Source organism: Neobacillus mesonae (genome assembly GCF_001636315.1).
GTDB classification, from domain to species: domain Bacteria; phylum Bacillota; class Bacilli; order Bacillales; family Cytobacillaceae; genus Neobacillus; species Neobacillus mesonae.
On the sequence record NZ_KV440949.1, the window covers coordinates 2,631,736 to 2,652,476 of the forward strand.

Consider the following 20,741-nt stretch of genomic DNA (forward strand, 5'->3'; position numbering starts at 1 on the left):
CCTTTAGCCATTTGCGACCACTTCCTTTGCCAAATCTACATACACTTCTGCCCCGCGGGATTTTGCATCATACGTAATAATTGGTTCACCGTGGCTCGGTGCCTCACTTAGACGTACATTTCGTGGAATAATTGTTTTATAAACCTTATCCTGAAAATACTTTTTAACCTCTTCAATGACCTGAATCCCGAGATTAGTCCGTGCATCCAGCATCGTCAATAAGACTCCTTCAATTTTTAAATCCTTATTTAGATGCTTTTGCACGAGTCTAACAGTATTTAATAATTGACTTAATCCTTCTAGGGCATAATACTCGCACTGTACTGGAATAATAACGGAATCTGATGCGGTTAAAGCATTGAGCGTCAACAGCCCTAATGATGGCGGACAATCAATAATAATATAATCAAATTGATCCTTTACTTCCTCGAGGGCCCTTTTTAGGCGAACTTCTCTGGAAATCGTCGGTACCAATTCAATTTCCGCCCCTGCCAGCTGAATTGTGGCCGGTATCGCATACAAATTTTCTACAGCTGTTGGCAGGATGACTTCTTTTGCCTCAACATCATCTACCAAAACATCATATACACACTGTTCAACAACAGCTTTTTCAACTCCAATACCACTTGTTGCATTTCCTTGCGGATCTATGTCTACTAATAAAACTCGCTTGCCAATATATGCTAAACAGGCGCCTAGGTTGACAGAGGTAGTTGTTTTACCAACTCCACCTTTTTGATTCGCGATTGAAAGGATTTTACCCACTTTGTCACCCATCCTTTACTTCTAAAAAAATATTTTTCTCGCATTCTCGCATTTAGCAATTTTAATGCGTGAAAATTAAAATTCCATTTCTCTATTTTATCATGAATCGACCAGGTTGTTGATTTTTTTCAAAAAATATTCCAAATAGGAGGGGGTACTTTGTGGTCCGCTCCAAGCAAAATTGTAAATTTGTAAAAATAAAAGAACCAAACAAGGCAGATGTCTGGTTCTTTTATAATGAAATCTATTATTTTTTCTTTGGAATACGAATGGTAAATTGGTAAAAATCTTCAAACTCTTCTTCCTCAGAGTTGAGATTAATGCCGCTGTCTGTGACCATGGACAGCGATTGACGAATCGTATTCACAGCAATTCGCATGTCTTTGCTGAATGCCTTACGTTTTGGTTTCGGTTTGGCTGTCTTCTCTTCTAAAAGCTTGGCAACTCGGTCTTCCGTCTGCTTGACATTGAAATTCTTCTCAATGATTTCAGCAAGCAAGGCTACCTGATTTTCCGGATCTTTTAACGGAATCAATGCACGGGCATGGCGCTCTGTGATGATTTTATTTAATAACGCATCTTGAACCGGCTGTGGTAATTTGAGAAGCCGAAGCTTGTTGGCAACAGTCGACTGCCCCTTTCCTAAGCGCTGCGCCAGCGCCTCCTGGGTTAAGTTATGCAGTTCTAACAGCCGGCCATAAGCAATCGCCTCTTCAATCGGAGATAACTCTTCCCGCTGCAGATTCTCAATCAACGCAACAGAAGCTGTTTCCGTATCGGTCATATCTTTGACAATGGCCGGTGCTTCGGACCATCCTAGCTTTTTCATTGCTCTCCAGCGCCGTTCACCGGCTATAATCTCAAATTGGTCAACAGCAAATTCCCTTACGACGATTGGTTGGATAATCCCATGTATATGAATGGTTCGCGATAATTCTTCAATTTTTTCCTCATCGAAAACGGTTCGCGGCTGAAAACGGTTAGGAACTATTTGATCGATGGGTATTTTTTTGATTTCTTCATTTCTTTCAATAGTTAATTCTTCCTCAACCGTTTGTTCTCCTTTGTCACCGAGGCCAAAAAAGCGTGTAAACGAACTCTTCATCCCCAACACCACCTTTCGAAACTCCCTATTACATATTCTCTATTCTAATTTATTCTTCCTGCCTAGGATAACATTTTTACAAAAATTTTGTTAGTTCCCCTAAGCAGATTTTATCTTACAATAATTTGCAAATTATGAGCTGGTTTTTCAGTTTTAACTACTCAATTGGTGTTTTTCCCGGAGTCCCAGGCTTTCTAGGATATTTTTTTGGCGTTTGCTTTTCTTTTTTAATAATTAAGATATTCCGTTCTGATTCTTCAATTGGCAATGTAAAGGTGGACATGCTTTCAAGCCTGCCGCCAAAAGTTGTGATGGCTTTTTTGCCTGCGTTCAATTCCTCTTCCGCATTTGCCGCCTTCAAAGCTAGAAAATGTCCCCCAACTTTTACAAGCGGTAAACATAGCTCACTTAAAACTGACATTCTCGCTACAGCACGTGCGGTGACAACATCAAAACTTTCCCGGTATTTCGGATTAACGCCAAATGTTTCAGCCCGGTCATGAACAAATTGAACCTTTTCCAGCCCTAACACATTGGCCAAATGGTTTAAGAAAGAAATTCGCTTATTTAAGGAATCGACTATCGTTACCTCAATTTCCGGGAAAATTATTTTTAATGGAATACTTGGGAAACCAGCACCAGCCCCGACATCAGAGAGACGTAAGGGCTTGGTAAAATCAAAATAAAACCCAGCGGTGATGGAATCATAGAAATGTTTTAAATATACATCTTCTTTATCCGTGATCGCTGTTAAATTCATTTTTTCATTCCACTCAACAAGGGTTTCATAATACTTTTCAAACTGATCGAGCTGTTTTTCTGTCAGGGTTATTCCTTTTTCCTTCAGACTTGCGATAAATTGTTCAATATTCATCCGCTAACTTCCTCACTCACTTATTCATTGACTATTTTGGCAATCCGCCCATGTTCCAAGTAGACAAGCAGGATGGAGATGTCAGCAGGGTTTACCCCGGAAATTCTCGATGCCTGTGCCAGCGATAACGGTCTGATCTTTTTCAGCTTTTGTTTCGCTTCCGTAGCAAGCCCAGAAATGGCATCATAATCAATATTTTCCGGAATCTTTTTATCTTCCATCTTTTTTAATCGTTCAACCTGCTGCAACGATTTGTCAATATAGCCCTCATACTTAATTTGAATTTCCACTTGCTCTTTTAAATCGGCATCTAAAGGAATTTCCGACGTTGTTAAAGTTTCCAGCAATTCATATGTCATTTCCGGACGTTTTAACAGGTCAGAAGCACGAATCCCATCCTTTAATTCGCTTCCGCCGATGCTTCGGATCAGCTCTTGAACATTTTTGTCAGATGGTTTTAAAATCGTTGAACGTAATCGTTCCTTTTCCGTTTCAATCTTATCTCTTTTAACTAAAAATGCCTGATAACGTTCTTCACGGATTAAGCCAATCTTGTGTCCTATTTCCGTTAAACGTAAATCGCAGTTATCATGTCTTAACAACAGACGATACTCCGCCCGGGATGTCAGCAGTCGATATGGTTCATTCGTTCCCTTTGTAATTAAATCATCAATCAAAACACCGATATATGCATCCGAACGGCTTAATACGAGTTCTTCACGCTCTTGGACATTTAGCCCTGCGTTAATCCCGGCCATGATGCCTTGAGCGGCTGCTTCTTCATATCCTGAAGTTCCGTTAATTTGCCCGGCAGTATATAGATTCTTTATTACTTTTGTTTCTAGCGTCGGCCAAAGCTGTGTCGGTACAATTGCATCATACTCGATAGCATAACCCGGCCTCATCATTTCCGCTTGTTCCAAACCAGGCACTGTTTTGATCAGCTTGTGCTGAACATCTTCAGGAAGGCTTGTCGAAAGGCCTTGAACATACACTTCTTTCGTATTGCGGCCTTCAGGCTCAAGGAAAATCTGATGACGCGGCTTATCATTGAAGCGGACAACCTTATCCTCAATTGACGGGCAGTAACGTGGACCCGTTCCCTTAATCATTCCGGAATACATTGGTGAACGGTGCAGGTTCTGGTCGATTAATTGATGCGTGTGTTCGTTCGTATATGTCAGCCAGCAAGGAAGCTGGTCGGTAATATATTTGGTTGTCTCATATGAAAATGCCCTTGGCTCTTCATCACCGGGCTGGATCTCTGTTTTGCTGTAATCAATGGTATTTCCATTGACCCTTGGCGGTGTCCCAGTCTTAAAGCGAACGAGTTCAAAGCCAAGCGATTCTAAGTGCTCGGACAGCTTAATCGATGGCTGTTGATTATTTGGGCCGCTTGAATATTTTAATTCTCCGATAATAATTTCCCCGCGCAGGAATGTCCCGGTCGTGATAACGACAGTCTTGGAACGGTAAATCGCTCCGGTTTTTGTGATCACACCTTTACAAACGCCGTCCTCAACAATTAGTTGTTCTACCATCCCCTGGATTAAGGTAAGGTTTGGTTCCTCTTCAAGCGTCTTTTTCATTTCATGCTGGTAGGCAAATTTATCTGCCTGAGCGCGTAAGGCGCGCACTGCGGGGCCCTTGCCGGTATTGAGCATTCGCATTTGAATATACGTTTTATCAATATTTTTAGCCATTTCCCCGCCGAGGGCATCAATTTCCCGGACAACAATCCCCTTTGCCGGACCGCCGACAGACGGGTTACATGGCATAAAGGCCACCATGTCTAAGTTGATCGTTATCATTAATGTATTGACGCCCATTCTTGCCGCCGCAAGGCCCGCCTCACAGCCGGCATGCCCGGCACCGACAACGATGACGTCATAACTGCCTGCTTCAAATTGCTGCATAATGTTTGTTCCTCCTTTTCCGCAACCCGCGGAAAAAATGCCTTACATAGTAATGTCGAGCTTACGGTTTACCTTGTCACCTTAGTGTAAACCGTAAACTGTCCTTATTTTCCTAAACAGAACTGTGAGAACAGCTGGTCAATTAAACTTTCGTGGACACTGTCGCCGATAATTTCCCCTAGCAGCTCCCAGGTTCTCGTTAAATCAATTTGTACGATATCTATTGGAGTACCCATTTCAACACCGCTAATCGCCTCATCGATAGCCCCCAAACTTTGGTTCAAAAGTGCAATATGGCGGCTATTTGATACATAGGTGGCATCCTTAGCTTCAATCGAACCCGCGAAGAATAATGAGGCAATCGCTTCCTCTAATTCATCCACACCACGGTCTTCCAATAGAGACGTCGTGACAATCCGATGATCCTTCGCCAGCTCATGAACCCTATCAAGGTCAATCTGCTGCGGCAGGTCTGTTTTATTGACAATAACGATGGTATCCATTCCTTTGACTGCTTCAAACAGATTTTCATCCTCTTTTGTCAGCTTGTCCGAGTAATTCAACACAAGTAAAATTAAATCAGCTTCTTTTAAAACCTGGCGGGACCGTTCAACACCAATTCGTTCTACGATGTCCTCTGTTTCCCGGATTCCGGCTGTATCTAATAATCTTAACGGTACCCCGCGGACGTTCACATACTCTTCAATGACATCCCTTGTTGTTCCGGGAATATCAGTGACAATTGCTTTATTTTCCTGAACGAGGCTGTTCAATAATGAGGATTTCCCCACATTCGGTCTACCGACAATAACAGTCGAAAGCCCTTCGCGGAGAATTTTCCCTTGCTGCGATGTCTGCAAAAGCTTATGGATTTCTTTCCGAACATAATTCGCTTTTGGCAGCAGCATCGTATGGGTCATTTCTTCTACATCATCATACTCAGGATAGTCGATGTTGACCTCAATATGAGCAAGGATTTCTAATATTTCCTGACGCAGGCGGCGGATCAGCCGGGAAAGCCTTCCTTCCATCTGCCCAAGCGCGACATTCATTGCCCGGTCTGTTTTCGCCCGAATTAAATCAATCACCGCTTCGGCCTGTGATAAATCAATCCGTCCATTCAAAAAGGCACGCTTTGTAAATTCGCCCGGTTCCGCAAGCCTTGCCCCGTGATTTAACACAAGCTGCAGCACGCGATTAACCGAGACAAGTCCGCCGTGACAGTTAATTTCCACGACATCCTCTTTTGTAAAGGTTTTAGGTCCCTTCATCACAGACACCATGACCTCTTCCACCACTTGGCCGCTTTTTGGATCCCGTAAATGTCCATAATGAATCGTATGGCTCCCTTGTTCAGCAAGGGTTTTGCCATTTGCCCCCTTAAACAGCTTGTCTGCAATCGGAATTGCCTCTTCCCCGCTTAACCGAACAATCGCAATCGCACCTTCCCCCATTGGCGTCGATATCGCCGCAATTGTATCAAAATCCATTTTCTTCACCCCTTCACATCAACAATTTCTATATAAAAAAATAAATTTTCACCCAAAAAAATAGAATATCACAATAAGCCCTGTTTTTTAAGTAATCCATCCACAACTTAATAAAAGTCTTGTATTATTTTAACTTATCCACATGTGAATAACAATAAAACAAAATCACTGAAAGTTATGCACAAAATGTAAATTAGGAGCACAGCAACTGGCTATTTCCTAAAAATGAGCATAAAAAAACACCCTTCCGAATAGGAAGGATGTCCCTGAGTTATGATAAAAGTTATTTTTTTACCGGTGAAATTACGACAAAGCGGTGCGGCTCTGTACCATCTGAACTGGTCTTCACCCGTTTATTTTCTGCCAATGCCGTGTGAATCACCTTTCGCTCATAGGATGGCATCGGTTCTAATGAAACCTCCTGACCAGTCTTAACGGCCTTTTGTGCTAAGCGCTGTGCCAGCTGAATCAAAGTTTCACTTCTTCTATTGCGATAATCCTCGGCATCCAAAATCACCGTTAAGTATTGTTCAGAGAAGCGGTTAATCACCAGCTGCGTCAAATATTGCAGCGAATTAAGGGTTTGTCCGCGCTTTCCGATCAATAAAGCAATCTTTTCACCTGATAGCGTAAAATAAACCTGCTTGCCCTCCTGCTTTATTTCAATATCTGCAGGGGAACCCATTTGTTCACTCACTTGCTGTAAGAATTTCTTTGCTTCATCAAGCGGATTAATGGTCACAGTCACTTTCACAACAGCCGGACGAGACCCAAAGATGCCAAAAATCCCTTTTTTACCTTCATCAATAATATCAATACTTGTTTGATCCTTTGATGTGTTTAATTGTGCTAAAGCTGACTCTACTGCTTCTTCGACGGTTTGTCCTGTAGCAGTTACCTGTTTCACTTTTTAGTTCCTCCCGCTTTACCGGTAGCTTGCGCTCTTAAATCCGGTCCTTTAATAAAATAGGTTTGCACAATCATAAAGATATTTCCGACTACCCAATAAAGGGAAAGTGCCGAAGGGAAGCTGATTGCAAAAACAACAATCATAATCGGCATCATCCATACCATCATGGCCATTTGCGGATTTTGATTTTCTGTTCCTGCCATCATCATCTTTTGCTGAATAAATGTTGTGATACCAGCAAGGATTGGTAAAATATAAAACGGATCCTTTTCCCCGAGGTCAAACCACAGGAAGCTGCCCTCAGCAATTTCCCTTGTTCTCATAATGGCATGATAAAAGCCAATTAGAATAGGCATTTGAATGATTAAAGGAAAACAGCCGGCCATTGGGTTTACACCATGTTTTTGGAATAAGGCCATGGTTTCCTGCTGCAGCTTTTGCTGTGTTTTTTGATCCTTTGAGCTGTATTTCTCGCGGAGCGCTTTCATTTCTGGCTGCAATGCCTGCATAGCTTTTGAACTTTTCGTCTGCTTGATCATCAGCGGTAAAATGACCAGGCGAATTAAAATGGTAACGACAATAATCGACAGCCCATAGTTACCTCCGAGCAAATAGGCAGCTTCTTTAATCAGCCAGGACAATGGATAAACAATATATTCATTCCAAAAGCCTGTACTTTCAGAAGTGATTGGTTTATTGACCTGACTGCATCCGCCTAACAGCAGAAAGACAGCCATCACTCCAAATATAGGTAATATTCTTTTTTTCAACCAGGTTTTCCTCCTCAAAAATAGAATGAATTTATATAAAACAATTTATTATGTATAGTCCCACATGCAGTATTTAAAGGTAATTTTAACATTTTTGAATTAAAATTTCCTTATTGGAAGCAGCCGTTTTATTGATTTTTTACATTTTTGTTTAAAACTTTTCCCACTTTTAGTACGTGGGTTAAACTGCTCTTCACTGTTGAGAAATCCATATCAGCTACTGGTTTCCTGGCAATAATCACATAATCATTCCCCAGTGCCATCTGGTCCTTTAGCTCTAATATGGACTGTCTAATATATCGTTTAATTCTATTTCTAGTAACAGCATTACCAATCTTCTTACTTACAGACAAGCCAATGCGAAAATACTCTTGTTCCTCTTTTGGCAGCGCATAGACGACAAATTGTCGATTGGCAAAGGATCTGCCTTTTTGAAAAACCGTTTGAAAGTCTTTATTCCTTTTAATGCGCAATTCCTTTTTCATTCATCTACACCTTCAATCGAATGAAACCTTTAGATTACTATCCGGCATCAGCGCCTAGGGGCTCGAGGATCACAAGCGGGTTCTCAAGCAGGCTAAAAAGCAGCGTTCTCGCGGCTCGACTTGTGCTTGTCGCCCCAGGACAAGGCGCTTCAGCTTTTAATTAGAAAAAAGACCACTGAGACGTTTCAGTGGTCTAAGCTGATAATACTTTTCTTCCTTTACGACGACGACGAGCTAGAACATTACGTCCGTTGCTTGAGCTCATACGACTACGGAAACCGTGAACTTTGCTATGTTTACGCTTATTTGGTTGATAAGTTCTTTTCATATATGACACCCCCTAAAAGGAAAAGTCCTAGATTCAAATTCAGACGACAGTCTTACTTATTATAAAGATGTCCCCCTTAAATTGTCAACTGCTCACCAAACATTGTTTCAAATTTCCAATTTCACGCTTTGCATTAAAATTTCAAAAAAAAATGCACTCTAACTAAAAAGAGCAATTCCCCACAAGTGTTCTCTGAAGAACACCCTATAAAAACCTGATGATAACTGTGGATAAAAAATCGACATTTTTTTCACTATCCACACAAGATATTGACAGGTTTTTAACAAATTATCTACCTGTGGACAATTTCTATGCACAATATGTAGGTGTTGTGGATAAGTTTTGAAAAAGCATTGCGTGTCTTGCTATTATTTGATATTATATCTATGTTTTCACTCTGAATAACTTCAAACAAAATTTATTTATCCACAAATTGTGGATAACATGTGGATATGTTATCCTGAGGCTCTGTAGAAACTTGTCCACAGGAAGTGGATAGTGTCGAAACCCTGCATTTTTTCCTTATTATATATGTTTTCCACAATTACTTTTCATATAATGATAAATTTATAGTTCAACGTTTTATGAATTGTACGTTAAAAGTTACCAATATGAACAATCAGCTTCCGTTAATATTAAAGTGGAAGACAGAGAACTTTAAAATATTTAACAAAAAGGGAGGGAAATTAGTTGGAAAATATTGCGGATCTTTGGCAGGCAGCTCTTGCTAATATTGAAAAGAAAATAAGCAAGCCCAGCTTTGAGACATGGTTTAAATCAACGAAGGCCCATTCCCTTCAAGGCGATCTGCTTGTCATTCATGTTCCAAACGAGTTTGCCCGCGATTGGCTGGAAGAGCGCTACTCAAAATTAATTGCAGACATTTTATATGAAATTACCGGCGAACATTTATCGGCGAAATTTATTATTCCTCAAGATCTAAAAGAGGAAGAGCAGGAAATTGCAGCACCGCCAAAAAAGACTAAAAAGGATGACGATCAAAACGACTTTCCGACAAGTGTCTTAATTCCAAAATATACGTTTGATACATTCGTGATTGGCTCAGGCAACCGCTTTGCCCATGCTGCATCACTTGCTGTAGCGGAAGCACCAGCAAAAGCCTATAATCCGCTGTTCATCTATGGAGGCGTTGGACTCGGAAAAACCCACTTAATGCATGCTATTGGGCATTATGTATTGGAGCATAATCCATCAGCTAAAGTGGTCTATTTGTCCTCTGAAAAGTTTACCAATGAATTTATTAACTCTATTCGGGACAACCGGGCGGAAAGTTTCCGAAATAAATATCGTAATGTCGATGTTCTTCTCATTGATGATATTCAATTTTTAGCGGGAAAAGAATCGACCCAGGAAGAATTTTTCCATACGTTTAACAGCTTGCACGAGGAAAGTAAGCAAATTGTCATTTCTAGTGACCGGCCGCCCCGGGAAATACCGACATTGGAGGACCGCTTACGGTCACGGTTTGAATGGGGATTAATTACCGATATTACACCGCCGGATTTGGAAACAAGGATTGCAATTTTACGTAAGAAGGCAAAAGCAGACGGCCTTGATATTCCAAATGAAGTTATGCTTTATATTGCCAACCAAATTGATTCAAACATCCGTGAGCTAGAAGGAGCCTTGATCCGGGTTGTCGCTTATTCATCGCTGATCAACAAAGATATTAATGCAGATTTAGCTGCCGAGGCCCTAAAGGATATTATTCCGAGCTCTAAGCCGAGAGTCATAACGATTCATGAGATCCAGAGAACTGTTGGGGAGCATTACAATGTAAAACTTGAGGATTTTAAGGCGAAAAAGCGGACAAAAACCGTCGCGTTCCCAAGACAAATTGCCATGTACTTATCACGTGAATTAACCGACTATTCTTTACCGAAAATAGGGGAAGAATTTGGCGGCCGTGATCATACAACGGTGATTCATGCCCATGAAAAAATTTCGAGGCTGCTTCAGACAGATGCCCAGCTGCAAAAGCAGATAAAAGAATTAAATGATCTTTTGAAAGTCTAATACTAATTAAGAGTCTAGCCTTTTTAAAGGTAGGAACTTATAGGCTCATGTCTGCAGCTGTTAACAATGTGAATAACCTCTTATGATATATACACAGTCTGTCCACATGTGGATAGGCTGTGTTTCCATTGTCAAAACGAGTTATCCACATATTAACAGGCCCTACTAGTACTTCTTTTATTTTTTTAAAAAATATTAAAAATATTATTATATGTAATTGCTACAAAAATATACTTAAAACGGAGGATTAAAAAATGAAATTTATTATTCAGCGGGACCGTCTCGTTCAAAGTGTTCAAGATGTTATGAAGGCAGTCACCTCCAGAACAACGATTCCCATCTTAACAGGGATTAAGATGACTGCTACAGCAGAAGGAGTAACATTAACCGGAAGTGATTCTGATATTTCTATCGAATCGTTTATTCCAAAAGAAGAAGCAGGCGATGAAATTGTTGAAATTAAACAGCCTGGTGCCATTGTTCTGCAGGCTAAATTTTTCAGTGAAATCGTTAAAAAACTGCCGACTGATTTTGTTGAAATTGAAGTATTGAATCACTTACAGACTGTTATTCGTTCTGGTAAATCTGAATTTAACTTGATTGGCCTTGATGCTGAAGAATACCCTCACCTGCCGCAAATAGAGGAAGATAATAAATTTCAAATTGCCACTGATTTATTAAAAGCAATGATCCGGCAAACCCATTTTGCTGTGTCGACCTCAGAAACACGACCAATCTTGACAGGTGTAAACTGGAATATTGAAGATGGAGAACTAAACTGTATTGCAACAGACAGCCACCGCTTGGCACTGCGTAAAGCAAGAATCGAGGCAGCAAGTGATGCCAGCTATAATATTGTAATTCCAGGAAAAAGCTTAAATGAGTTAAGTAAAATTATTGATGACTCCAATGAAATGATTGATATCGTGATTACGGAAAATCAAATTTTGTTTAAAGCGAAACATTTATTATTTTTCTCAAGATTGTTAGAGGGGAATTATCCTGATACATCAAGATTAATCCCTGCTGAAAGCAAGACTGATATTACTGTGAATACAAAAGAATTTCTTCAGGCGATTGACCGTGCATCTCTACTAGCCCGTGAAGGAAGAAATAATGTGGTAAAACTGGCGACCCACGAGGGCGGCATTATTGAGGTATCCTCCAATACACCGGAAATCGGAAAAGTTGTCGAAGAAATTCAAAGTGAATCTGTTGTTGGAGAGGAAGTAAAAATTTCCTTTAGTGCAAAATATATGATGGATGCCCTAAAAGCGTTGGAGGGAACTGACGTTACTGTGAGCTTCACAGGAGCGATGCGCCCATTTGTCATCCGTCCGTTAAACGATGAAACCATCCTGCAGCTTATTTTGCCTGTAAGAACGTACTAAATGATCCAAAAGCCACCAAAACGGTGGCTTTTTTCGGGTATTCTTTGAAACTGGACAAAATTTTTAGTAAAATAAAGTATTGAGACGATTTTTAAAAAGAAGGTGAAGATTTGCCTGAAAAAATCAAGCTTGACACGGAATTTATTACATTAGGCCAATTTTTAAAGCTGGCTGAAATTATTCAGTCAGGCGGCATGGCCAAATGGTTTTTAAGTGAACATGAGGTTTTCATTAATGGTGAACAAGATCAGCGCAGGGGAAGAAAGCTGCGTGCTGGTGACAAGGTCCAAATTTCCGGCTTTGGTGAGTTTGTGATTACCGATTAACTATTGTCTAGCTTCAGCGCCTAGGGGCTCGAGGTCATAAGCCAATCCGTCAAGAAGGTCAAAGAGCAACCTTCTCGCCGGCTTGTCTTATGCTTGTCGCCCCTGAGCGAGGCGCTTACGCATTTCTAAAAAGGATGACGTTTGCATGTATATAGAGTCACTTAGCTTAAAAAATTATCGCAATTATGAAGAATTATTTATTGAATTTGAAGATAAAGTAAATGTCATCTTAGGTGAAAACGCCCAAGGGAAAACAAACGTCATGGAATCCATCTATGTTTTAGCGATGGCCAAGTCGCACAGAACTTCAAATGATAAAGAACTTATCCGCTGGGACCAAGATTATGCTAAAATAGAGGGTAGGGTTCAAAAACAGCACAGTTCATTGCCCCTTCAGTTAGTTATTTCTAAAAAAGGCAAAAAGGCAAAATGCAACCATATTGAACAACAAAGGCTCAGCCAATATGTTGGGAATATGAATGTTGTCATGTTTGCCCCCGAAGACCTTAATTTAGTCAAAGGAAGTCCTCAGGTTCGAAGAAGATTCATTGATATGGAGATAGGCCAGGTATCCCCAATTTATTTACATGATATGAGCCAGTATCAAAAAATTCTCCAGCAGCGTAATCACTTTTTAAAAATGTTGCAGATCAAGAAGCAAACAGATCAAACCATGCTTGAAATTTTAACAGAGCAATTTATTCAAATGGCTGTGAAAATTGTCACAAAGAGGTTTGAATTTTTACGACTGCTGCAAAAATGGGCAAAACCGATCCATCATGGCATCTCCAGAGGGCTTGAGACGCTTGAGATTCAATATAAACCGTCTGTTGAGGTATTAGAAGAGCAAGACTTGTCGAAAATGATAGCAAGCTATGAAGAAAAGTTTGCAAAGGTAAGAAATAGAGAAATAGAAAGGGGGACAACATTGTTTGGCCCCCATCGTGATGATTTATTGTTTTTTGTTAATGACAGGGATGTTCAAACCTTTGGCTCCCAAGGCCAGCAGCGAACAACAGCTTTATCCGTAAAGCTGGCGGAGATTGAATTAATTCACGCTGAAATTGGCGAGTATCCGATCCTGTTATTGGATGATGTGTTATCAGAGCTGGATGATTACCGTCAATCGCATTTATTAAATACGATTCAAGGAAAAGTACAGACATTTGTCACAACGACAAGCGTAGATGGCATTGACCATCAAACCTTAAAAGAGGCTTCAACCTTTGAAGTCACTTCCGGTGTTATGAGAAAGGCTTAAGCTATAGAACATGCTATTTGCGCAAGTTCGTTACGGGGTGAGGTGGAACATGTATATTCATATCGGCGAAGACCTGAATATCAGGGTAAACGATATTATTGCCGTCTTAGATAAAGAAAGTGTCCAAAATTCTGAAATGCTGGGTGAATTCCTGGACCAGCATAAAAAGAAGGTCATGAATTTATCTAAAAACCCCTTTAAGTCAGTTATTGTAACAGATCAGTATATTTATTTATCCCCTATCGCTTCCGGAACCTTAAAGAAGCGTTCAACACAATCAAATATACAGGAATTTTTATAGATTTGATTATTTCAAAAAATATAGCCTTACTTATGTTTGGAAAAGGGGCGGAGCGTCGCAACACAGCAAATTATTTTACGCCCTATAAGTTGCAGGAAAGTGCAGGTGAATCAAGTGACAATGGATCAAAAGGCAGTTCAGGAGCAGTCATATGATGCGGACCAAATACAGGTCTTGGAAGGGCTTGAGGCCGTTCGTAAAAGACCGGGGATGTATATCGGGTCTACTAGCAGTAAGGGTCTTCATCATCTTGTTTGGGAAATTGTTGATAACAGTATTGATGAGGCGCTCGCAGGCTACTGTACTGAAATCAATGTCACGATTGAAGCTGATAACAGCATTACGGTAACAGACAACGGCCGTGGTATTCCGGTCGGCATTCAGGAAAAAATGGGCCGGCCAGCAGTAGAAGTTATTATGACGGTTCTCCACGCCGGAGGTAAATTTGGCGGCGGAGGGTATAAAGTTTCAGGCGGACTTCATGGTGTAGGTGCATCGGTTGTTAATGCTCTTTCTACTTTTTTAGAAGTCTTTGTACATCGGGATGGAAAAATTCACTATCAAAAATATGAACGCGGTGTACCGGCTGCTGATTTGAAAGTAATCGGCGATACCGATGTAACTGGGACTATTACCCATTTTAAACCGGATGAGGAAATTTTCACGGAAACGCTGGAATATGATTATGACATTCTGGCGACTCGGATTCGTGAATTGGCATTTCTTAATCGCGGTCTGAAAATCACAATTGAAGACAAGCGCGAAGAAGAGAAACGAAATGAATATCACTACGAAGGCGGTATTAAATCATATGTTGAGCATTTAAACCGTACGAAAGAAGTGATTCATGAAGAACCAATTGATATTGAAGGTGAACGCGAGGGCATCAGCGTTGAGGTTGCGCTCCAGTACAATGAAGGGTATACAGATAGCATTTACTCTTTCGCTAATAATATTCATACCTATGAAGGCGGAACCCACGAGTCAGGTTTTAAAACAGCTTTAACTAGGGTCATTAATGACTATGCTAGAAAAAATGGCCTGATTAAAGAAGGTGAGACAAACCTTTCTGGTGAAGATGTCCGCGAAGGGCTGACAGCCATTGTTTCGATTAAGCACCCTGATCCACAATTTGAAGGACAGACGAAAACGAAGCTTGGCAACTCGGAAGTACGGGCCATTACTGATACGATTTTCGCCGCTCACTTTGAAAAGTTTTTATTAGAAAATCCAACAGTGGCCAGGAAAATTGTCGATAAAGGCTTGATGGCAGCTCGTGCTAGGCTTGCGGCGAAAAAGGCAAGGGAATTAACCCGCCGAAAAAGTGCGCTGGAGGTTTCCAGCTTGCCAGGTAAGCTGGCTGACTGTTCCTCTAAAGATCCTTCAGAAAGTGAATTATTTATTGTTGAGGGTGACTCTGCGGGCGGGTCAGCAAAGCAAGGCCGTGATCGGCACTTCCAAGCAATTCTGCCGCTAAAGGGGAAAATTCTAAACGTTGAGAAAGCGCGTCTCGATAAGATTCTATCCAATAATGAAGTAAGAGCAATGATTACAGCAGTTGGGACAGGAATCGGTGAAGATTTTGATATTGCCAAAGCACGTTATCATAAAATTGTGATCATGACAGATGCCGATGTCGATGGCGCCCATATTCGTACATTGCTGCTGACCTTCTTCTATCGCTACATGCGGAATATTTTGGAAGCCGGCTACGTCTATATTGCCCAGCCGCCATTATATAAAGTGCAGCAAGGCAAGCGGGTCGAGTATGCCTACAATGATAAGGAACTTGAGGAGATTTTTGCCCAGCTCCCAAGCCAGCCAAAGCCAAATATTCAGCGCTATAAAGGTTTAGGTGAAATGAATCCTGAACAATTGTGGGATACAACCATGGACCCTGCAAAAAGGAGCATGCTTCAGGTAAGTCTTGAGGATGCGATTGAGGCGGATGAGACATTTGAAATGTTAATGGGTGACAAAGTAGAACCGCGCCGAAACTTTATCGAAACAAATGCCCAGTATGTAAAGAACTTGGATGTATAGAAAAGCTGAAATGCACAGGCAATTAAGCTAGACAATATAGAAAAGGATAGAGGGTAACCGCTATCCTCCTTTTCTTTTTGAGAAATAATTTATGGTTATTTTTTACCTTTAAGGAGGTATTCAATATGGCTGAAACACCAAATCCTCAGGTTAAAGAGATTAATATTAGTCAGGAAATGAAAACATCATTTCTTGATTATGCAATGAGTGTTATTGTTTCCCGTGCTCTCCCAGATGTCCGTGACGGGCTAAAGCCGGTGCACCGCCGGATTTTATATGCGATGCATGACCTTGGCATTCATGCGGACAAACCGTATAAAAAGTCCGCTCGTATTGTTGGAGATGTCATCGGTAAATACCACCCCCATGGTGATTCTGCGGTATATGAAACAATGGTTCGGATGGCTCAAGACTTCAGTTACCGCTATATGCTCGTCGACGGTCACGGTAACTTTGGTTCTATTGACGGTGACGGCGCTGCGGCGATGCGGTATACAGAATCAAGAATGTCAAAAATCTCAATGGAATTATTAAGGGATATTAACAAAGATACGATTGATTTTCAAGATAACTACGATGGTGAAGAAAGAGAGCCAGTTGTTCTTCCGGCACGGTTCCCTAACCTATTAGTGAACGGTACTACTGGAATTGCCGTTGGAATGGCTACCAATATTCCGCCACATCAACTGGGAGAAGTTATCGATGGCGTCTTGGCAGTCAGCCGCGATCCTGGTATTACATCGCAGGAACTGATGGAAATCATCCCCGGACCAGACTTCCCTACCGGAGGACTGATTATCGGCCGGAGCGGGATCCGAAAAGCATATGAAACAGGCCGCGGCTCTATAACACTTCGAGCTAAAGTAGAGATTGAACAAAAATCAAATGGCAAAGAAGTTATTATCGTAAACGAACTGCCATATCAAGTAAACAAGGCAAAGTTAATTGAAAAAATTGCTGAGCTCGCCCGTGATAAAAAGATTGAAGGCATTACAGACCTTCGAGATGAATCCGACCGCAGAGGGATGCGGATTGTCATTGAAGTTCGCAAGGATGCCAATGCCAATGTACTGTTAAATAATTTATATAAACAAACTGCCCTGCAGACAAGCTTCGGTATTAATACCTTAGCACTTGTCCACGGACATCCAAAGGTATTGAGTCTAAAGCAATGCTTAATGCATTATTTAGACCATCAAAAAGTGGTTATTCGCCGCCGGACAGAGTTTGAACTGCGCAAGGCGGAAGCAAGGGCTCATATTTTAGAGGGCTTGCGAATTGCTCTCGATCATATTGATGCCATCATTACGCTGATCCGTAATTCCCAAACAACGGACATCGCCCGTACGGGATTAATGGAGCAGTTTAATCTTTCCGAAAAACAAGCCCAAGCCATCCTGGATATGCGCCTGCAGCGTTTAACAGGCCTGGAGCGGGAAAAAATTGAGGACGAATATCAAGAATTAGTCAAGCTGATTGCGGAATTAAAAGCAATTTTAGCAGATGAAGAAAAAGTTCTAGAAATCATTCGCACGGAATTATTAGAGCTTAAGGAACGCTACAATGATAAGCGCCGGACTGAGATTGTCGCCGGCGGAATTGAAAACATTGAGGATGAAGACTTAATTCCACGCGAAAACATCGTCATCAGCTTAACCCATAACGGTTATATCAAACGTCTGCCGGTGTCCACTTATCGGGCGCAGAAACGCGGTGGACGCGGAATCCAAGGTATGGGAACAAATGAAGATGACTTTGTTGAACACTTAATCACAACCTCGACCCATGACACGATTCTTTTCTTTACTAACAAAGGAAAGGTATACCGTTCTAAGGGGTACGAGATTCCGGAGTTCAGCCGTACGGCTAAAGGTATTCCGATTATCAACCTGCTTGAAATTGAAAAAGGTGAATGGATCAACGCCATTATTCCGGTAGAGGAATTTGTCGATGACTGGTTCTTATTCTTTACCACAAAAGAGGGAATCTCAAAACGGTCTCCATTAACATCCTTTGCGAACATCCGCAATAACGGCTTAATTGCCGTGAATCTGCGTGAAGGCGACGAACTAATTTCTGTTCGTTTAACTGATGGTAACAAGCATATTATCATCGGAACGAAAAATGGTATGCTGATTCGCTTCCCAGAAGATGATGTAAGATCAATGGGCCGTACCGCTACTGGTGTAAAAGGAATTACCCTTGATGCAGGCGATGAAGTTGTCGGCATGGAAGTTTTAGAAGAAGATAACGATATCTTGATCGTTACGAAAAAAGGCTACGGTAAACGTACACATGCTTCTGAATACCGTATTCAGGGCCGAGGCGGTAAAGGAATCAAAACCTGCCATGTCACCGAGAAAAATGGCGGCCTCGTATCAATAAAAACCGTAACCGGTGAAGAGGACCTAATGTTGATTACAACTGGCGGCGTACTGATTCGTATTGATGTTGCCGGCATTTCGACAATGGGCCGTAACACACAAGGTGTCAAACTGATCAGCCTAAGGGAAAGCGAAAATGAATTCGTGGCCACTGTGGCTAAAGTAGAAAAAGAAGATGATGAAGAAATAGAAGCCCATGATGTTGAGGGTGAAGACGGTGTGGCTGTAAGCGGGACTGAAGAAGGCGCAGCAGCTGAAGGTACTGTGGATGCTGAGGATTCTGGGTCTGAGGAATAGATAAAAACATTTGAAAAAGGAGCACTTTTTGTGTTCCTTTTTTGTTTGTACTATTTATAGCTGCTGTCTGAAAAGGAAATTTGAATGTAGAGAACAAGTAGAGAGGCTCTAGGTGCTGTCTGAGAAGGAAAATTGAGTATAGAGAGCAAGTAGAAAGGTTCTAGCCGCTGTCTGAAAAGGAAAATAGGGTTTAGAGGGCAAGTAGAAAGGTTCTAGCTGCTGTCTTGAAGGGAAAATTGAGTATAGAGAGCAAGTAGAAAGACGCTAGGTGCTGTCTGAAAAGAAAAATTGGGTTCAGAGAGCAAGTAGAAAGGCCCTAGGTGCTGTCTGAAAAGGAAAATTGAGTATAGAGAGCAAGTAGAAAGACGCTAGGTGCTGTCTGAAAAGGAAAATTGAGTATAGAGAGCAAGTAGAAAGACGCTAGGTGCTGTCTGAAAAGAAAAATTGGGTTCAGAGAGGAAATAGAAAGGCCCTAGCTGCTGTCTGAAAAGGAAAATTGAGTATAGAGAGCAAGTAGAAAGACGCTAGGTGCTGTCTGAAAAGGAAAATTGAGTATAGAGAGCAAGTAGAAAGACGCTAGGTGCTGTCTGAAAAGGAAAATTGGGTTCAGAGAGCAAGTAGAAAGGCCTTAGCTGCTGTCTGAAAAGGAAATTTGAATGTAGAGAACAAGTAGAGAGGCTCTAGGTGCTGTCTGAGAAGGAAAATTGAGTATAGAGAGCAAGTAGAAAGGCGCTAGGTGCTGTCTGAAAAGGAAAATTGAGTATAGAGAGCAAGTAGAAAGACGCTAGGTGCTGTCTGAAAAGGAAAATTGGGTTCAGAGAGCAAGTAGAAAGGCCTTAGCTGCTGTCTGAAAAGGAAATTTGAATGTAGAGAACAAGTAGAGAGGCTCTAGCTGCTGTCTGAAAGGGAAAATTAAGTTTAGAGAGGAAGTAGAAAGGATCCTACTTCCATTCTCCTATTAATAAATAAAAAAAGAGGAAAAATCCCCCTCAAAGCTATTCAAAATATGCCCATCTACCAAATCCATTAAATTTATAGTGCATTTTTAAATATTTTCTAATGGTACTTTCAGCAACATATCCACCACACCATACAAAAATATCATGTGTAGTAATCTTTCTTTCAGGAAAAAGCAATTTGTACTCCTTTACTTGCCGTAAAATGGCAGATTCAACACCTTCTTTATACTCACATTTCATACAAATAAACCCTTTTCCGTTGGCAACAGGTAACATAAAATGAAAACACCTTTGACAAGTAATCCTTTTCTTAAGCTGTTCAAATTCATATGAAGGCAATTGTGTATACGGACATTTTTCTTGATGCAATGAAATTAACCTTTCAGCAAGATGTCTATGAAACTCATTCAACCTTGATGGCTGCTTGTCCAGGTTTTTCATGAAGCGTTTAAGCTGTGATGGAAGAATAACAGGAAGATCCAGAGGTGCTTGAAAAAGAGAAAACTCGGGGTTAACAAAGGCAACTAATCCCTTAACGCTAATATTAAAACCATTTTGCTGCAACAGCCGACGCATCAAAGATTCACTACGTTCTAATTGATTAAAAGGACTTTTTACTTCCCGTTTTGAAGGCATTTTAAAAAGTTCACCGGATTCTAAAAAATAGTCCCCTTCATAATTTTTCACTTCAAAAAAGTGTAAAACAGACTGACGGATAATCGTTGTATCAATTTGGTAATAAGTATTGCCAAGCTTTAAAAGTAAATCATTTAAAACAATCAACTCCCCCTGAAGCTTGTTGGTAAGCTGATCAAACTTCAATTCACCTTCAAAGCCTTTTTCTGCATTAATATAATCGAACATCTCCTTTTCCGAAAAGTCCATTCGTGGATTTAAAATCCTTAAAATCTCTAATTCATATGGAACCGGCCGATATCTTTTCATAAAATCACACTCCTTTTTATTGGTTACAGCCTCATTGTATTAAAAATAATGCACAAATATCGTCAATGTTTTTAACAATTTGTGACAAAATTCCACCTCATTTTAGAAATAAAAAATTGGTTTCCTGCGATAATATTTAATGCTTTAAAAGAAG

General features: G+C 40.8%; 17 protein-coding genes. 7 read left to right on the forward strand and 10 right to left on the reverse strand.

Translation table 11 applies throughout. From position 1 onward, the window contains the following. Positions 1 to 3 precede the first annotated feature (3 nt). The 9 genes from A6749_RS12395 to rpmH form a co-directional block, all read right to left on the reverse strand. Positions 4 to 765: a ParA family protein gene (locus tag A6749_RS12395; protein WP_066389906.1), complete on the reverse strand. Its 762-nt coding sequence runs from the start codon at positions 763 to 765 to the stop codon at positions 4 to 6. A 247-nt stretch (positions 766 to 1,012) separates the two neighbouring features. Then, entirely contained in the window at positions 1,013 to 1,870 is an 858-nt protein-coding gene (noc, locus tag A6749_RS12400; protein ID WP_066389907.1) for a nucleoid occlusion protein, read from the reverse strand. 157 nt (positions 1,871 to 2,027) lie between these two features. Beyond that, positions 2,028 to 2,744, reverse strand: coding sequence for a 16S rRNA (guanine(527)-N(7))-methyltransferase RsmG (gene rsmG / locus A6749_RS12405; RefSeq protein WP_066389908.1), 717 nt, complete (start codon positions 2,742 to 2,744; stop codon positions 2,028 to 2,030). A gap of 20 nt (positions 2,745 to 2,764) precedes the next feature. Then, the gene (gene mnmG / locus A6749_RS12410; protein ID WP_066389909.1) at positions 2,765 to 4,660 is read right to left on the reverse strand and encodes a tRNA uridine-5-carboxymethylaminomethyl(34) synthesis enzyme MnmG; all 1,896 of its coding nucleotides are present in this window, start codon (positions 4,658 to 4,660) and stop codon (positions 2,765 to 2,767) included. A gap of 104 nt (positions 4,661 to 4,764) precedes the next feature. Continuing rightward, entirely contained in the window at positions 4,765 to 6,150 is a 1,386-nt protein-coding gene (gene mnmE / locus A6749_RS12415; RefSeq protein ID WP_066389910.1) for a tRNA uridine-5-carboxymethylaminomethyl(34) synthesis GTPase MnmE, read from the reverse strand. A 283-nt stretch (positions 6,151 to 6,433) separates the two neighbouring features. After that, on the reverse strand, positions 6,434 to 7,057 hold the full coding sequence (gene jag / locus A6749_RS12420) for an RNA-binding cell elongation regulator Jag/EloR (RefSeq protein ID WP_066389911.1): 624 nt from the start codon (positions 7,055 to 7,057) through the stop codon (positions 6,434 to 6,436). Beyond that, positions 7,054 to 7,830, reverse strand: a complete 777-nt coding sequence (gene spoIIIJ / locus A6749_RS12425; protein ID WP_066389912.1) for a YidC family membrane integrase SpoIIIJ — start codon at positions 7,828 to 7,830, stop codon at positions 7,054 to 7,056. Before spoIIIJ ends, jag begins: the two co-directional genes overlap by 4 nt. A 128-nt stretch (positions 7,831 to 7,958) precedes the next feature. Continuing rightward, positions 7,959 to 8,315: a ribonuclease P protein component gene (rnpA, locus tag A6749_RS12430; RefSeq protein ID WP_066389913.1), complete on the reverse strand. Its 357-nt coding sequence runs from the start codon at positions 8,313 to 8,315 to the stop codon at positions 7,959 to 7,961. A 193-nt stretch (positions 8,316 to 8,508) separates the two neighbouring features. After that, positions 8,509 to 8,643, reverse strand: coding sequence for a 50S ribosomal protein L34 (rpmH, locus tag A6749_RS27655; protein WP_074033983.1), 135 nt, complete (start codon positions 8,641 to 8,643; stop codon positions 8,509 to 8,511). 690 nt (positions 8,644 to 9,333) lie between these two features. On the opposite strand from rpmH, the gene dnaA reads away from it, so the two are divergent. From dnaA to gyrA, 7 genes are all read left to right on the forward strand, one after another. Further along, positions 9,334 to 10,680 (forward strand): chromosomal replication initiator protein DnaA, encoded by a 1,347-nt coding sequence (gene dnaA, locus A6749_RS12435; protein ID WP_066389914.1) that lies wholly within the window; start codon positions 9,334 to 9,336, stop codon positions 10,678 to 10,680. A 254-nt stretch (positions 10,681 to 10,934) separates the two neighbouring features. Then, positions 10,935 to 12,071: a DNA polymerase III subunit beta gene (gene dnaN / locus A6749_RS12440; RefSeq protein WP_066389915.1), complete on the forward strand. Its 1,137-nt coding sequence runs from the start codon at positions 10,935 to 10,937 to the stop codon at positions 12,069 to 12,071. Between the two features lie 110 nt (positions 12,072 to 12,181). Then, a complete protein-coding gene (gene yaaA / locus A6749_RS12445) occupies positions 12,182 to 12,397 on the forward strand; it encodes a S4 domain-containing protein YaaA (RefSeq protein ID WP_066389916.1) in 216 nt (71 codons plus the stop codon). 145 nt (positions 12,398 to 12,542) lie between these two features. Then, the gene (recF, locus tag A6749_RS12450) at positions 12,543 to 13,658 is read left to right on the forward strand and encodes a DNA replication/repair protein RecF (RefSeq protein WP_066389917.1); all 1,116 of its coding nucleotides are present in this window, start codon (positions 12,543 to 12,545) and stop codon (positions 13,656 to 13,658) included. Between the two features lie 49 nt (positions 13,659 to 13,707). Then, positions 13,708 to 13,959, forward strand: a complete 252-nt coding sequence (remB, locus tag A6749_RS12455) for an extracellular matrix regulator RemB (protein WP_066389918.1) — start codon at positions 13,708 to 13,710, stop codon at positions 13,957 to 13,959. A 120-nt stretch (positions 13,960 to 14,079) separates the two neighbouring features. Next, on the forward strand, positions 14,080 to 16,002 hold the full coding sequence (gyrB, locus tag A6749_RS12460; RefSeq protein ID WP_066389919.1) for a DNA topoisomerase (ATP-hydrolyzing) subunit B: 1,923 nt from the start codon (positions 14,080 to 14,082) through the stop codon (positions 16,000 to 16,002). 125 nt (positions 16,003 to 16,127) lie between these two features. After that, positions 16,128 to 18,683, forward strand: coding sequence for a DNA gyrase subunit A (gene gyrA, locus A6749_RS12465; protein ID WP_066389920.1), 2,556 nt, complete (start codon positions 16,128 to 16,130; stop codon positions 18,681 to 18,683). Positions 18,684 to 19,678: 995 nt separating this feature from the next. On the opposite strand, the gene A6749_RS12470 is transcribed toward gyrA, so the two are convergent. Next, positions 19,679 to 20,527, reverse strand: a complete 849-nt coding sequence (locus A6749_RS12470; RefSeq protein ID WP_236719664.1) for a nuclease-related domain-containing protein — start codon at positions 20,525 to 20,527, stop codon at positions 19,679 to 19,681. Between the last annotated feature and the right edge of the window lie 214 nt (positions 20,528 to 20,741).

Excerpts from the sequence above, each read along its gene's own strand:
- noc (WP_066389907.1), bottom strand. The coding sequence starts at position 1,870 with ATGAAGAGTTCGTTTACACGCTTTTTTGGCCTCGGTGACAAAGGAGAA.
- rsmG (WP_066389908.1), bottom strand. The coding sequence starts at position 2,744 with ATGAATATTGAACAATTTATCGCAAGTCTGAAGGAAAAAGGAATAACC.
- mnmG (WP_066389909.1), bottom strand. The coding sequence starts at position 4,660 with ATGCAGCAATTTGAAGCAGGCAGTTATGACGTCATCGTTGTCGGTGCC.
- mnmE (WP_066389910.1), bottom strand. The coding sequence starts at position 6,150 with ATGGATTTTGATACAATTGCGGCGATATCGACGCCAATGGGGGAAGGT.
- rnpA (WP_066389913.1), bottom strand. The coding sequence starts at position 8,315 with ATGAAAAAGGAATTGCGCATTAAAAGGAATAAAGACTTTCAAACGGTT.
- rpmH (WP_074033983.1), bottom strand. The coding sequence starts at position 8,643 with ATGAAAAGAACTTATCAACCAAATAAGCGTAAACATAGCAAAGTTCAC.
- dnaN (WP_066389915.1), top strand. The coding sequence starts at position 10,935 with ATGAAATTTATTATTCAGCGGGACCGTCTCGTTCAAAGTGTTCAAGAT.
- recF (WP_066389917.1), top strand. The coding sequence starts at position 12,543 with ATGTATATAGAGTCACTTAGCTTAAAAAATTATCGCAATTATGAAGAA.
- remB (WP_066389918.1), top strand. The coding sequence starts at position 13,708 with ATGTATATTCATATCGGCGAAGACCTGAATATCAGGGTAAACGATATT.
- gyrB (WP_066389919.1), top strand. The coding sequence starts at position 14,080 with ATGGATCAAAAGGCAGTTCAGGAGCAGTCATATGATGCGGACCAAATA.
- gyrA (WP_066389920.1), top strand. The coding sequence starts at position 16,128 with ATGGCTGAAACACCAAATCCTCAGGTTAAAGAGATTAATATTAGTCAG.
- A6749_RS12470 (WP_236719664.1), bottom strand. The coding sequence starts at position 20,527 with ATGGACTTTTCGGAAAAGGAGATGTTCGATTATATTAATGCAGAAAAA.